We start from the raw sequence: 14,217 nt of genomic DNA, 5'->3' as shown, positions 1-14,217 counted from the left end.
GTCTGGCCCTGCGCGTAAGCGGGTTTGTAGCCGACCTGCACGCCGGCATTGCGCTTCAGCTCCCGGGAGACAGTCGATGGCGCGCGATCCAGAGCTGCCGCGATTTGCCGGATCGAGCGCCCTTCGGCGTAAAGCTGGGCAATCCTGTAGCGGTCATCCAGCGATAGCTGGGCGTAGGTTCCGTCCATCGCAACACCCTAATCTGGTGTTGCACTTCGTTTGAGAACTCAGGGGATCCATAACCACGGTTGGCGTGGTTGAGGCGAAGGCATTGCCGCATCTACAGCGCTTCAAAAGTTCTTCGGAGTGTATGGATCCCCGCCTTCGCGGGGATGACATCGGTGTTTGAGGTGAATGCTGAGCACCCAACCATCCCACCCATCAACAAAAAAAGCGCCGGATCAACCGGCGCTTTTTCCAATCTCATAAAACCTCAGCTCAGTATGGCGTTCCGCCGCCGCCCTGCAGGGCCAGCTTCGAATTATACGGCGAGTCGCCGGCCTTCGGCTCGAGCACGACGACCACAGCGCCGGGCTTGACGCGGCTATAGAGGTCGATGACGTCTTCGTTGGTCATGCGGATGCAGCCCGACGAGATCGAGGCGCCGATATATTCCGGCTGATTGGTGCCGTGAATGCGGAACAGCGTGTCCTTGTTGCCCTGATAGAGATAGAGGGCGCGGGCACCGAGCGGATTATCGACGCCGCCGGGCACCTGGGCCGGCAGGCCTTCGATGCGGGCGTGAATGTCCTTGGTCGGGGTCCACTTCGGCCATTCGGCCATGTTGCCGACGCGCGCGACGCCCGAGAAGGCCAGCGCTTCTTCGCCGACGGTCACGCCATAGCGGATCGCCTTGCCGCCGTCCTGGACGAAATAGAGATAGTGGTTGTCGGAATCGACCACGATCGAGCCCGGCGCTTCCTTGCGGTGGAAGTCGACGATGGCGCGGCGGAACGGCTCGGCGACGGCAACCTTGGCGTAACGTGCCTTGGCGAGCTGTGCCTTGTCATTCGGCTTGAGGCTGGCTTCCGGAGCGGCCTGGAATTGCGTGGCGGTCTGCATGCAGCCCGACAGCATCAGGCCGGCGGCGACAATCAAACCAAGCTTAATCTTGAGCGGCGACATGTCATTGTTCCAATTGCGTGAGGTCCGAATTCAGACAGGCTGGTGCAAGGAAACGCACCCAAAATAGCCTGCGAACGCCACGATTCCGTTAAAGCTACTATCGCTGAAATCCGCTGCAATTCCAGCGGTTAGATGCGCTGCGCATCATGCAGCGCACAACCTGTGTCATATTTGCCGCAGAATTTTCGACCCTCCGGCCGAATCCTGTGCAGAACCGCAACGCCTCGCGAAGCCGTGATGCGCGCGTGACAATTTTGTCAGATCGAGACCATGGAACGCGCGATCTTGCGGGAAAAATTCCCCGGGTTCGGGTGGGGTTGGCGCGCCGCACAAAGGCTGTCATGACGGCTGCATCCGCATAGGTCATGGTCGGTCGCCCCTGCCGATTCTGTCCGGATCGTCCGTATTGCAGTGTTCCGCCTTTTCAATGTCCCGGAGTTGCCATGCTCGCTGTCTTCACCCCTGCCGACCACGCCTTGAGAAAATCCGAGCCGACCGATCTCGAAGCGTTGCCGGACAATGCGGTGTGGATCGACATGGTGAAGCCGTCGCCGGCCGAAGACAAGGCGGTGGAGAAACTGGCGGGGGTGGAAATTCCGACCCGCGAAGACATGCAGGAGATCGAAATCTCCAGCCGTCTCTATATCGAGAACGGCGCCCGCTACATGACCGCGAGCTTGATGTGCGGCTCCGACACGGAGTCGCCGCGGATCACGGCGGTAACTTTCATCCTCACCCGGCAACGGCTGGTGACGGTGCGCTACGACACACCGCGTCCGTTCGCGTCCGTCGAACTGAAGCTTGGCCGCAACGCGCCGCCCGGCGCCAATGGTGAAACCATTCTGCTCGAACTGCTCGACGCCGTGATCGATCGCTGCGCCGACATTCTCGAGCGCGTCGGCGCCGACGTCGATCAGGTCAGCCACGACATCTTCGAGCCGGATGAGTCGCTGCGGACCGGCCATGCCAAGCGCTATTCGGAAATCCTGATCACCATTGGCCGCAAGGGCGACCTGACCTCGAAAGTGCGTGAAAGCCTCGTCTCGATCGGCCGCGTCGTCACCTTCATCACCGCCGAGGCGGAAGGCGTGAAGTGGTCGAAGGACATGCGCGCGCAGCTCAAGACCATGCAGCGCGACGTGGTCTCGCTGACCGATCACGCCTCCTATTTGTCGAACAAGATCACCTTCACGCTCGATGCGATGCTCGGTGTCGTCAATCTCGAACAGAACAACATCATCAAGCTGTTCTCGGTCATGGCCGTCGTGCTGATGCCGCCGACCCTGATCGCCTCGGTCTATGGCATGAATTTCAAGGCGATGCCGGAACTGCAATGGGATGTCGGTTACCCCATGGCGCTGATCATGATGCTGTTCGCCGCCGTGCTGCCTTATATGTTCTTCAAGTGGAAGAAGTGGCTGTAGGGCACGTAGGGCGGCACTAACCTCTCATTTGTCATTCCGGGATGCGTCACGCCGGCGAAGCCGGTGGGGTGCTGGCCCGGAATCCATAAGTTCGATCGTGGTTATGGATTCCGGGTTCGCGCAAGGGCGCGCCCCGGAATGACAAATGAGGGATAGCAGCGCCCAAACATTTTTCCTGCACCTCTTGACAATATGCCTATAAGGATTATCCTCCGCTCATCCGGTTCGCGAGGGGCGCTTCATGAGGCGTCTTGAAGTGGGACAGGGATGCGGCGCCTGCGGGTGTGGGGTGACGTACCCCGCGCACTCGGGAGGCCTTGGGTCACCGTCCGACCCCACTACGGGGGTCTGCCACTCATGCTGGCTGGACGTGGCATTGGTGAACGGCGGGAAACCGTCGGGATCAGCGGAGTGCGGAGCTCTGCGCCTTTGCCCGGAAGAACGGTCCCGGGGACAGAAATCGCCGCGGTGGCGCGCCGGATGGCGTTGCGCGATTGCAGCTTGCCGGCGTTCCGGCGGAGCGGATCGCGAAAATTACCACCATTTCGCGTCGTCAGGCGCGCTGCCACCCCTCATGTTTCAGGAGGGGACACCGCTTAGACAACCCCGAGCATGCGCTCGCGGGTCATAAAGGCGCGGGTGTCTGAATCTTTTTCCAACTATCAAAACGCATTCATGATGCGTGTTCGAAAAGCCCAATGATCATAGGCTTCGCGCGATTCCCGCCACAATTTATCCGGTAAAATTCGAGCGTTCCGCTGAACGGTTGCGCTAATGGTTGCTGTCATAACGCTGTCAGAAGCGATGAGGACAGCAATGGTTGACAAAACAGAAACATCGGGACGGAACGTCGTCGATCTCAGGTCCTATCAACAGGCGCGCATGGCCAACGGTCGGGCGCAGGCGATGTCTGCGCGTACCTGCCGGCATTGTGGTGCCGGGTTGATGGACGGCGAATCCGAAGACGATTGTTCCAGCGCGGGGATCAGCGCGGCTGCGCCGATGCCGCGGAAATTTTACGCGGACTAGAAAATCCCGCGCTTTTCGAGGAGCGCCAGAATGGCGCGGTCCTCAGCATGACTATTCCCCACCCGTTACCGCTGATCAGACGTGCTGGCCGCCATTGATGTGGATCTCGGCGCCGTTCACGTATGAACTCGTTTCCGTACACAGCACATAGATGATCTTGGCGACTTCGTCGGGCGTGCCGAGCCGATGCAGCGGGATCTGCTGATCGACGATGGTCTGCGTGCCCGGCGAGAGGATCGAGGTGTCGATCTCGCCCGGCGCGATGGCGTTGACGCGGATGCCGAGGCGGCCGAAATCCGACGCCATTTCGCGGGTCAGCGACGCCAGCGCCGCTTTCGATGTGGCATAGGCCGCACCGGCAAACGGATGCACGCGCGAGCCGGCGATCGAGGTGACATTCACCACTGAGCCCTTCGCAGCCTTCAACTGCTCGATCAGCCCGCGGGCCATCATGATCGGTGCGAAGAAGTTGACGTTGAAGACATGGCTCCAGGTCGCGACGTCAGTATCGATCGAGCCCATGCGCGCGCCACCTTCGGCCTTCGGCGAGATGGCGGCATTGTTCACCAGCGCATGCAGCGCGCCGCCGTTCAGCCGTTCCTTGATGTCGTCGATGGCGCGGACGGTGTCGTCATGGTCGGCGAGGTCGACCTGGATGTGATCTTCGGGGCCGGCATCCCATGGGCAGACTTCCGGAAACGGATGCCGCGAACAGGTCAGCACACGCCAGCCGGCGCTTGAAAAGCGCATCACGGTGGCATGACCGATGCCGCGGCTTGCGCCGGTGAGCAGCATGGTGCGCTTGGGCGCGTTCGATCCTGGATGGCTCACGGGTCTGGTTCTCGTCTCGTTGTCGGCGTTCACGGATACAGTCTCACCTTGGTCCAGGACGTATCTGGTGCCGCGGTGTCGCGGCGGAATTCGATGCGGTCGTGCAGGCGATACGGGCGGTCGTGCCAGAATTCGAACCGCTGTGGCGTGATGCGCCATCCGCTCCAGCCTGGCGGACGCGGAACGGCGCCGATCAGGTGCTTGGCGCCTTCCTTGGCGATGGCCTGTTCGAAGGCAAAGCGGCTTTCCAGCGGCTGCGACTGCTTGCTCGCCCAAGCGCCGATCTGGGCCTGTTTCGGGCGGGTCGAGAAATACTCGTCGGCCTCGGCATCGGTCACGCGGGTGACGGGACCGCGAATGCGGACCTGCCGGCGCAGCGACTTCCAGTGAAACAGTAGCGCTGCCTTGGGATTGGCGGCGAGCTCCTGACCCTTCTGGCTGGCGATGTGGCTGTAGAACACGAAGCCGTCGGTGTCATAGCCCTTCATCAGCACCATGCGGACGTCCGGCAGGCCGTCGGCGTCGACGGTGGCCAGCGCCATCGCGTTCGGATCGTTGGGCTCGGACGCCTTCGCCTCGGTAAACCACTCGGAAAACAGCGCAAATGGTTCCGCAGCGGCCGTAAAATCACCTGACGTTAACGGAGTTGAGTCTTTGATGGGGGAGGTCGTGTCGGTCATGTCCGGAGTTCCGCTTGCGTTGGCCTGTTGTAGAGAGCTCGCTGCTGCCCCTGCATAGGCAAGACCTATATAGGATACGGCAACGCATTGGCCTATCGGCCATCTGCCCGCTCGGTGCGGCTTTGACAGCAATTCTTATCGGCAGCACCCTCGGTGGTTGCAGTATGGGCCGAAACGAGTCCGCGCTGGCCAGGATGGAGGGCGGCGATGTCACCGGTTCGATTTCGCCGGCATCCGTCCAGGCCACCAATTACGAGCCTACCGAAGCCGATCTGGTCCTGACGCGTACGGCGGCCTCGGATGTGCTCACCAAGGGCAGCAAGGATTCCAGCCAGCCGTGGGAAAACCCGTCGACCGGCGCGCGCGGATCGGTAACGCCTCTGTCCAGTGCCTATGTCGCGGAAGGTCGCACCTGCAGGGATTTTCTGGCCAGCTATGTCAACGGCACCAGCGAAAGCTGGATGCAAGGTGCGGCCTGTAAGGGTGACCGCGGCAGCTGGGACGTGCATACGCTGAAGCCGTGGAAACGGAGCTAGTTTTCACCGGCGGGCCGCTTGCGGCCGAGTTGCAAAAATGACACGAAGTCACCAGATGAAGAAGCAGGCGGGCCCTGGCCCGCAAACCCAACATGCGGGCCGATTGCCCGCCTTTTAGTTACCTGAAGGAGAGACGACGGATGCGCGACCCCTATGAGGTCTTGGGGGTGCAGCGGGGCGCCAGCGCTGCGGCGATCAAGAGTGCCTATCGCAAGCTCGCCAAGAAGCATCATCCCGACAGCAACAAGGACGATCCGAAAGCCGCCGACCGGTTTTCGGAATTGAATGCGGCCAACGAGATCATCGGCGACGAGGACAAGCGCAAGCAGTTCGACCGCGGCGAGATCGATGCCGAGGGTAAAGCGCGCTTCCAGGGCTTCCCTGGCGGCGGCCGCGCCGGCGCGTCGCAGCGCGGCTTCGAGCATGCTTTCCGCGGCGGTCCCGGTGCGCAGCAGGGCTTTCCCGGCGGTGCCGCCGGCGGCGGTTTCGAGGATATCCTCAACAGCATGTTCGGCGGCGCCAGCCCGCGCGGCGCGCGTCCCGGTGCGCAGGGCTTTGAATTCGACACCGGCGGCTATGCCGGTGGGATGCCCGATCTGGATTTGAACGTCGCCATGACGGTGACGCTGGAAGAATCTGTGAAGGGCGCCGAGAAGCGCGTACGTCTGCCATCCGGCAAGGAATTGAACGTCAAGATACCGGCCGGCGTCACGTCGGGCCAGCAGATCCGGCTCCGCGGGCAGGGCGAAAGCGCGCCAGGACATCGTCCCGGCGATCTGATGATCACCGTCACCATCGCTCCCCACGCTCACTTCAAGGTGGATGGCAACGACCTGCGCGTCGATCTGCCGATCACGCTCTACGAAGCCGTGCTGGGGGCCAAGGTGCGCGCGCCGACACTCACCGGTGCCGTGGAGCTTTCAATTCCGAAGAACACGTCGAGCGGACGGGTGTTTCGCCTGAAGGGCAAGGGCCTGCCGCTGGCCGGAGGCGCCGCGGGCGATCTCTACTTCACCACCAGGATCATGCTGCCGGATGGCAACGATGCCGAGCTGGAAGCCCTGATGGAGAAGTGGCGCGACGGGCACCCGTATCATCCGCGGAGTGATTTGGGGTAACGGCGCTTTTTTGTTCGTCGATGGCCGGGCTTGCCCCGCCATCGACGCCTTTCTCAGACGAGACGTGGAGGCCGAACAGGGCCACGCATGGACAACACATTGATGCTGTCATCATGGCGGATTATACCACGATATATGGCGCGGCCCCCCTTCAAATTGCTTTTTCAGGAAATCTGGAGCTATACGCTCCGCGCTGTTCGGGAGGCCCCCGGCTTCGTGCTCTTCGCCACGGTGCTTTACCTGATTTCTGAGGTTATCAGGTTCGCTGTACCGTCCGATGATGCGACCGGCAAACTCATCCGGTTGTCGTTCGATACAACGGCAGCGTTTTTGCTCATTCCCTTCGAAATAGCCATCTATCGACTACTCATTCTCGGAGAGAAGCCTTCGCGCTATCGGCTGGATTTTACCTCGGCGCGATTTCGCAAGTACCTGGTATGGGGTGGAATTCTATGGATGCTGGGATCAGTTCTGGAGTTGCTTCCCAGTCCGGACGATCTTGCATCGGTCAGCATGATACTCGTCTGGGTCTTTGGTTTGGTCATCCTATTCGTGCGTCTGGCGCTGCTGTTTCCGGCTGTGGCCGCTGGGCCGGAAAACGTGACGGCGCGAGATGCCATCCAGGACACCAGAGGACACGGCTGGCTTATCTTCAGCGCATTGCTGCTCGCTTTTATTCCGTCGATCGCGACGAGTATCGTATCGATGGTACTCGTCGAATTCGGGTGGATCGTCGACATGTCCGAGCTTACGCTCTGGCAGGCCGTTCCTCGCATCATCCTGCTCGCGGCGATACAGGTCGTGACAGTGTTGACGGGGCTCGTGGCTTTCGCGAGGATGTTTCACTGGATCGGAGATCGCGTTAAGCGCGGAATGCCGGTGAGTCAGTAGATTGTAGGGTGGGTTGAGCAAAGGCGGAGCGATGGGTTATCGCTTCGCTCAAACCATCCCGCGATTATCCCCCGACCTTCTCCGTCTGGTCATAGATCTGGCGTGCGACCTGGTTGAGCCGGTCCTTGTCGGTCGGGCCTGACACGACATAGCCGACGCCCTTGTCAGCCCAGAACATGGCGCCGTCCTTGTCCTGCGCGGCATAGCGCATCTGGGTCGCGTCAGCCTTCGCCGCACGCGATGTGTAGAGCGTGTAGCGCTCGCCCGACGGGCTCTCATACATGAAGAAGGCCGCAGGCGCTTCGGGGCCGGGCAGCAGTCGTCCGCCGACCAGCTTCAATCCGGCCGCATCGAGTTCGGGAGCCTTGATCTCGTAGCCGACGCGCTTCGACAGCCACTGCTGCAGGTGTGCACGTTCATTGGCTGCGACTTCGACCGGATGACGGACTTCGACCACATAGGTTCGGTGCGCACCGAGCGCGTCCACCGTGAAACTCCGGAATATCGATGGCGAGGTCGCTGCGCCGCGTGCGACCCAGCCCGCGCTGCCACCTGCAATGAAGGCGACAAGCGTGGCCGCGACGGCGCCGTAGATCCAGCGCCGCGGCTGCTGAACCAATCGCTCGATTTCCAGCCGCTTCGGCACGGCCTCATCGGCGATTGCATCGTAACGGGCATGCAGCAACTCGGCCATCGCGCGCCATGATGCGACGCGCTCGGCATCGTCAGGATGTGCCGCGAGCCAGGCCTCGACATCGGTGCGGCGCTCGGCCGGCAATTCATTATCGACGAAGGCGTGCAATTCGTCTTCGGTCACGGGAATGTTCGGTCCGGTCATTATCATCTTCCCTTTAAATCATTTGACCGCGCGCAGCGCCGGGCGCTCGCCGTCGAGATAGGCTTTGACATGGGCGCGGGCGCGGGCGAGGCGCGACATCACGGTGCCGATCGGCACACCCTGAATGTCGGCGACTTCGCGGTAGCTCAGGCCCTCGAGCATCACGAGCAGCAGCACCGAGCGCTGCTCTTCGACGAGGGCGGCGAGGGCGCGCGAGATGTCGCGCCCTTCGGCTTCGGTCCCGCTGGCATCCGGATTGTTGTCGAACAGTTCGGTGAAGACTGGCTTGCGTGCCAGCGACCGGCGGCGGTTGCGGTTCAGATTGGTCAGGATCGTATAGAGCCAGCTTCTGAGATCGCCGCCGATGAACAACTTCTCTGAGCGCAGCGCGCGCACCAGCGTGTCCTGCACCAGGTCGTCTGCGATGTCGGTGTCACGCGCCAGCGCCCGCGCATAACGGCGCAGCGCCGGAATCATGCTCTCAACGCTCTCGCGAAAGGCGCTCATGGGGCTCGTGCCATCCGTTGCAATCCTGACGGTATCTTGGGCGGTCCGCAATTGCGCCGCGTTTATCGTAACACCTTGCATAACACCTTGGCCGGCCGTCTATTCCGGCGTTAAGCCCGGACGGTAAACAGCCACATAACCAGGCTTTTGGGCTGTACCGGACGCAAGTGCTGGTGTACCCCCAAGGGCAGATCGGCATGGACTGCCAAGTTATCAGCCAAGCAAATAGGATGTGATATGAGTGAAGTTTCAGGCCTGATGAAGGGCAAGCGCGGCGTCATTCTGGGCGTCGCCAACAACCGCTCCATCGCCTGGGGCATCGCCAAGGCGTGCCAGGCGCAGGGCGCCGAGATCGCGCTGACCTATCAGGGCGATGCGCTGAAGAAGCGCGTGGAGCCGCTGGCGGCGGAACTGGGCGCGCTCGTGCTTGGTCATTGCGACGTCACGGATGCCGCGACCATCGATGCGGTGTTCGACGAGCTCAAGGCGAAGTGGGGCAAGATCGACTTCGTCGTCCATGCCATTGCGTTTTCCGACAAGAACGAGCTCGAGGGCCGCTATGTCGACACCACGGCGGAGAACTTCAGCAAGAGCATGCTCATCTCCTGCTATTCGCTGACCGCGGTTGCGCAGCGCGCCGAGAAACTAATGACCGACGGTGGTTCGATCATCACGCTGACTTATTACGGCGCCGAGAAGTGGATGCCGAACTACAACGTGATGGGCGTCGCCAAGGCCGCGCTCGAAGCCAGCGTGCGCTATCTGGCGGCTGACCTGGGCGAGAAGGGCATCCGCGTCAATGCGATCTCCGCCGGCCCGATCAAGACGCTGGCCTTCGCAGGGATTGCCGACTCCCGCTATCTGCTGAAATACAACGAGGTCAATGCGCCGCTGCGCAAGAACGTCTCGATCGACGAAGTCGGCCAGAGCTCGATGTATTTCCTGTCTGACCTGTCCTCTGGCGTCACCGGCGAAGTGCATCACGTCGATGCTGGCTATCACGTGCTCGGCACCAAGGTGCCGGATGCGCCGGATATCTCGATGGGCGGCAAGGACTGATCGCTTAGTCCATGCCGAAACCAACGATCTATTATATTCGCCACGGTCAGACCGAATGGAATGCCGCCGGTCGCTTTCAGGGCTCGAAGGACATTCCGCTCAACGATCTCGGTCGTGAGCAGGCGGCGCATGCCGGTGGTGTCCTTAAAGATCTGCTGGCGCGCGACGGGCGCACCAACGGCGATGTCGCATTCGTCTCCAGTCCGCTCGGCCGCGCGCGCAACACCATGGAACTGGTGCGCGGCAAGCTCGATCTGCCGCATGACGACTACGGCCTCGACGATCGTCTGCGTGAGATCGGCTTCGGCCACTGGGAAGGCTTTACGCTGGCCGAGCAGGAAGCCGCACATCCCGAGATCTTTGCGGCGCGCTTGCGCGACAAATGGAGCCTGCCGGCGCCGGGCGGCGAGAGCTACGCTGAGGTGCAACTCCGGATGCGCGAATGGGTTGAGGGCCTGACGGGCGATACCGTTGCCGTTGCCCATGGCGGTACGGCGCGGGCGCTAATGGTGGCGCTGGGCTTTGAGACGCCGGACGGGGTCAGTGAGCTGCCGATCCAGCAGGGCGCGGTCTACGTGTTCAACGCCGACGGGATGGACAAGTTTAGTTAGGCATTGCGGCTGACCGGGCGATTTGACCCCTCGGACGGCCCGCGTTACGACATCTGCTCAAGCAGCGAGCGCCCCATGTCCCACAACACCTTCGGCCATATGTTCCGCGTCACCACCTTTGGCGAGAGCCACGGGGTGGCGATCGGCTGCGTGGTCGATGGCTGTCCGCCGCTGATCCCGCTGGATGTGGCGGAGATCCAGGCCGATCTCGATCGCCGCCGTCCCGGCCAGTCGCGCTTCACCACGCAGCGCCAGGAGGCCGACGCGGTCAAGATCCTGTCCGGGGTCATGGCGCATCCGGAAACCGGTGTGCAGGTCACGACGGGGACGCCGATCGCGCTCTTGATCGAGAATACCGACCAGCGCTCGAAGGACTATTCGGACATCAAGGACAAGTTTCGGCCGGGCCATGCCGACTTCACCTATGAAGCCAAATACGGGTTGCGCGACTATCGCGGCGGTGGCCGTTCATCGGCCCGCGAGACGGCGACGCGCGTGGCCGCTGGCGCCATCGCGCGCAAGATCGTGCCGGGCATGACGGTGCGCGCGGCGCTGGTGCAGATGGGACCGCACAAGATCGACCGCGGCAACTGGGATTGGGACGAGGTTGCCCGCAATCCATTCTTCTGTCCGGACAAGGACAAGGCTGCCTTCTTCGAAAGCTATCTCGACGGCATCCGGAAATCCGGCTCGTCGATCGGCGCGGTGATCGAAGTGGTCGCCGACGGCGTGCCCGCAGGTTTGGGCGCGCCCATTTACGCCAAGCTCGATGGCGATCTGGCAGCGGCGCTGATGAGCATCAATGCGGTGAAGGGCGTCGAGATCGGTGACGGTTTTGGCGCGGCGGAATTGTCCGGCGAGGACAATGCCGATGAGATGCGCATGACCAATCACGGCCCGTCATTTCTCTCAAACCATGCTGGCGGCATCCTCGGCGGCATCTCGACCGGCCAGCCGGTGGTGGCGCGCTTTGCGGTGAAGCCGACCTCGTCGATCCTGTCGCCGCGCAAAACCGTCGATCGCAATGGCGCCGATACGGACATCCTGACCAAGGGTCGTCATGATCCCTGCGTCGGCATCCGCGCCGTGCCGGTGGCGGAAGCCATGGCCGCTTGTGTGCTCGCCGATCATTTCATTCGGCATCGCGGACAGGTCGGCTAGAGTAAGTGACTGACCGAAGCCCGCGTTCGCGCGAGTTTGAAAGTGCCAGCCGTGTTGCCCGACAAGCTCAGAGAGATCATCGACTGGCTCAGCGACGGTGCGCGATCCGCGCCGACGCCATCGCGCATGATGGCGGAATGTTGCGAACGGCTTGTCGCTGCGGGGCTGCCGTTGTACCGCGTGGGCATCTTCATCCGCACCCTGCACCCGGAAATCTTCGGTCGTAATTTCATCTGGCGTCCGGAGACCGGGGTGGTCCTCAGCTCGGTTGATTTCGACATTCAGGAGGCGCCTGAATTCCTCAGCAGTCCGCTTGCGCTGGTCTTCCGTGAAGGTGTCGAGGTCCGCAGCCGACTTCATGAGCCATCAACCACACCCTTTCCTTTTTTCGACGATATGCGCGCCGAAGGTGTCACCGATTACATCGCGATCCCGCTCACCTTCGTCGACAACATGCTCCACGCATCAAGCTGGACCACGAAGCAGCCTGGCGGTTTTACGGATGAGCAGCTTGCTGCCTTGAAAGCCGTGCTGCCGACATTGGCGCGGTTGATCGAGGTCATCGGCATACGACGAGTGACGGTGACACTGCTCGATACCTATGTGGGCAATCGCGCTGGCGGACGTATTCTCGGTGGTCAGATCAGGCGCGGCCACACCGAGACCATGCGCGCAGCGATCTGGTTGTCGGATCTGCGCGGCTTTACGGCGCTGTCGGATCGATTGCCGCCGGAAAGCGTCGTCGAGATTCTCAACCTTTACTTCGATTGTCAGGTGCCTGCGATCCTCAAGCATGGCGGCGAAGTGCTCAAATTCATGGGCGATGGCCTGCTGGCCGTGTTTCCCATTGCTGAGGATGATACGGATCGTTCCATGGTTTGCGGTCATGCGCTGGAGGCTGCGCGTGAAGCCAGCGCTGCCGTTGAAGCGCTGCGCTGGTCGGATGCGGCAGGTGCCGAAGAGCGCTTTCGCTTCGGTCTGGCACTGCATGTCGGCAAGGTACTTTACGGCAATATCGGCGGCGGCAACCGGCTCGATTTCACCTGTATCGGCCCGGCGGTGAACCTCGCCGCACGTCTGGAGAAGATCGCGGGCAGGCTGCATCGTACAGTGGTCGCGTCGACCGCTTTTGCTGGTGCGACAGACGCCGACTGGGCCGATCTCGGTGAATTTCCCATCGCTGGCTTCGCCAAGGCCGAGCAGGTCTATGGATTGGGCGATGAAACCGCGGTCGCTGGCTGAGATCAGTCGCCGCGCAGATGGGATTGCTTGAGGGCCGCGGTCAGGATCATCAGGGTCACCCAAAGCCGCAGCATCGCGAAGCTGAAGATAAAGACGAAGAAGATCAGGTTTCGGATGAAGGTGTTCGTCGTTGGCGCCTGCCCGTAGATCGCAATCGCGTTGCGAACGAGACCCTGGACAAAACCGAGGCCGAAATAGGCGGCGGTCAGGACCAGAAGGCCCACGCCGAGCCACGCGCTTCGCCTGGCGAATTCACGGCAAGCCGCGAAGAAACGAACCCTGTTGTCATGGCGTTCGACGCCGACGATCATCAGCAAGATCAGCGTGGCGATGGAGGCATTCCAGATCTTTCCGGCCGCCGTCGGCTGATCGAACGCCATGCCATCGATGCCGCCCATGAAGTTCAGGTCCAGCGGCGAGATCCCGAGCGATACAGAGATCATGCTTGCTACAAGCATCAGCGCGCCGATACGCGCCAGAATGCGCAGCGATAGTCGGAATTCATCCTCGAACGTCATCGCTCCGAGATGGGTCTCGCCGTCGGCAAGCTCGATCGACCGCCGTGCGGTCACCAGAAACGCGAGAAGAACGGCAACCGTGGCGACGAAGATGGCCGGCAAGGCGATAACGCCACCGCTGAACGCGATCACGCGCATTCCCGCTGCCAGCACGAGCCAAGGCAGGCATTCGATGAAGCGCAAAGGCCCGAACGACAATTCCGGCCGGGATACATATTGCTTGCGGAGTGCAATCGACATCTGGCGAGCTTGCCACATGCCGCCCAACCTCGGATTGAGCCGATCGTTAAATTTTTATCGTCTTGGTGGCCAAAGCAGAAGCGCCACGTCCTATTCTTCCGGCTCGGTCGTGAACAGAAGCGGATAGCCCTTGGCGCGGCCGGCATCTGTCGCGCGGGTCGCCTTGGTCTCGGCGACGTCACGGGTGAACACGGCGACGACGCAGACGCCGCGTTGATGCGCCGTCATCATTACCTTGGCGGCTTGATCCTCGGACATGCGAAATTCCGCCTTCAGCACCCGCACGACGAACTCCCGCGGCGTGAAGTCATCATTGACGAGGATAACCTTGTACAATTTCGGCCGCTCGACCTTCGGCTTGGACTTAGTCTGCGGGGCGGTGACACTCTCGGGCATGCACACTCATC

16 protein-coding genes are annotated in these 14,217 nt (G+C 61.8%); 8 read left to right on the top strand and 8 right to left on the bottom strand.

The window, feature by feature from the left end:
• The coding region (locus tag AC1DUY_RS26570) for a helix-turn-helix domain-containing protein (protein WP_478118209.1) at positions 1-188 on the bottom strand (188 nt) is incomplete at its 3' end.
• Between the two features lie 250 nt (positions 189-438).
• Complete coding sequence (locus AC1DUY_RS26565; RefSeq protein ID WP_068734945.1) at positions 439-1,125, bottom strand: L,D-transpeptidase; 687 nt, start codon at positions 1,123-1,125, stop codon at positions 439-441.
• 443 nt (positions 1,126-1,568) lie between these two features.
• Here AC1DUY_RS26565 and AC1DUY_RS26560 point away from each other — a divergent pair, with 443 nt between their 5' ends.
• A complete protein-coding gene (locus AC1DUY_RS26560; protein WP_089265493.1) occupies positions 1,569-2,549 on the top strand; it encodes a magnesium transporter CorA family protein in 981 nt (326 codons plus the stop codon).
• A 1,104-nt stretch (positions 2,550-3,653) separates the two neighbouring features.
• Here AC1DUY_RS26560 and AC1DUY_RS26555 read toward each other — a convergent pair.
• On the bottom strand, positions 3,654-4,373 hold the full coding sequence (locus AC1DUY_RS26555; RefSeq protein WP_089265492.1) for an SDR family NAD(P)-dependent oxidoreductase: 720 nt from the start codon (positions 4,371-4,373) through the stop codon (positions 3,654-3,656).
• 65 nt (positions 4,374-4,438) lie between these two features.
• Positions 4,439-5,089 carry a pyridoxamine 5'-phosphate oxidase gene (gene pdxH, locus AC1DUY_RS26550; protein ID WP_175368250.1) on the bottom strand — a complete coding sequence of 217 codons (651 nt, stop codon included), beginning with the start codon at positions 5,087-5,089 and terminating at the stop codon, positions 4,439-4,441.
• Positions 5,090-5,211: 122 nt separating this feature from the next.
• Here pdxH and AC1DUY_RS26545 point away from each other — a divergent pair, with 122 nt between their 5' ends.
• From AC1DUY_RS26545 to AC1DUY_RS26535, 3 genes are all read left to right on the top strand, one after another.
• Positions 5,212-5,625: an RT0821/Lpp0805 family surface protein gene (locus AC1DUY_RS26545; RefSeq protein WP_089265490.1), complete on the top strand. Its 414-nt coding sequence runs from the start codon at positions 5,212-5,214 to the stop codon at positions 5,623-5,625.
• 140 nt (positions 5,626-5,765) lie between these two features.
• Positions 5,766-6,743, top strand: coding sequence for a DnaJ C-terminal domain-containing protein (locus tag AC1DUY_RS26540; protein ID WP_231079672.1), 978 nt, complete (start codon positions 5,766-5,768; stop codon positions 6,741-6,743).
• 87 nt (positions 6,744-6,830) lie between these two features.
• Entirely contained in the window at positions 6,831-7,634 is an 804-nt protein-coding gene (locus tag AC1DUY_RS26535; RefSeq protein WP_478118207.1) for a hypothetical protein, read from the top strand.
• A gap of 64 nt (positions 7,635-7,698) precedes the next feature.
• Here AC1DUY_RS26535 and AC1DUY_RS26530 read toward each other — a convergent pair whose 3' ends face one another.
• On the bottom strand, positions 7,699-8,472 hold the full coding sequence (locus AC1DUY_RS26530; protein ID WP_478118206.1) for an anti-sigma factor family protein: 774 nt from the start codon (positions 8,470-8,472) through the stop codon (positions 7,699-7,701).
• An 18-nt stretch (positions 8,473-8,490) separates the two neighbouring features.
• Positions 8,491-8,979, bottom strand: a complete 489-nt coding sequence (locus tag AC1DUY_RS26525) for an RNA polymerase sigma factor (protein ID WP_089265487.1) — start codon at positions 8,977-8,979, stop codon at positions 8,491-8,493.
• 237 nt (positions 8,980-9,216) lie between these two features.
• On the opposite strand from AC1DUY_RS26525, the gene fabI reads away from it, so the two are divergent.
• The 4 genes from fabI to AC1DUY_RS26505 all read left to right on the top strand — a co-directional run bounded on the left by fabI (position 9,217) and on the right by AC1DUY_RS26505 (position 13,052).
• Positions 9,217-10,038, top strand: a complete 822-nt coding sequence (gene fabI / locus AC1DUY_RS26520) for an enoyl-ACP reductase FabI (protein ID WP_093756866.1) — start codon at positions 9,217-9,219, stop codon at positions 10,036-10,038.
• Positions 10,039-10,049: 11 nt separating this feature from the next.
• Complete coding sequence (locus AC1DUY_RS26515; protein WP_478118203.1) at positions 10,050-10,649, top strand: histidine phosphatase family protein; 600 nt, start codon at positions 10,050-10,052, stop codon at positions 10,647-10,649.
• 75 nt (positions 10,650-10,724) lie between these two features.
• Positions 10,725-11,810, top strand: a complete 1,086-nt coding sequence (aroC, locus tag AC1DUY_RS26510; protein ID WP_089265485.1) for a chorismate synthase — start codon at positions 10,725-10,727, stop codon at positions 11,808-11,810.
• Between the two features lie 51 nt (positions 11,811-11,861).
• Complete coding sequence (locus tag AC1DUY_RS26505) at positions 11,862-13,052, top strand: adenylate/guanylate cyclase domain-containing protein (protein ID WP_184519793.1); 1,191 nt, start codon at positions 11,862-11,864, stop codon at positions 13,050-13,052.
• A gap of 2 nt (positions 13,053-13,054) precedes the next feature.
• Here the strand turns inward: AC1DUY_RS26505 and AC1DUY_RS26500 are convergent, their stop codons facing one another.
• Complete coding sequence (locus tag AC1DUY_RS26500; protein WP_478118201.1) at positions 13,055-13,810, bottom strand: hypothetical protein; 756 nt, start codon at positions 13,808-13,810, stop codon at positions 13,055-13,057.
• Between the two features lie 90 nt (positions 13,811-13,900).
• On the bottom strand, positions 13,901-14,206 hold the full coding sequence (clpS, locus tag AC1DUY_RS26495; RefSeq protein WP_478118199.1) for an ATP-dependent Clp protease adapter ClpS: 306 nt from the start codon (positions 14,204-14,206) through the stop codon (positions 13,901-13,903).
• Positions 14,207-14,217 lie beyond the last annotated feature (11 nt).

It is taken from the genome of Tardiphaga sp. P4_G1, assembly GCF_056401215.1.
The sequence above is the reverse complement of the archived record's forward strand: the minus strand, read 5'-3'. Positions and strand labels throughout refer to the sequence as shown.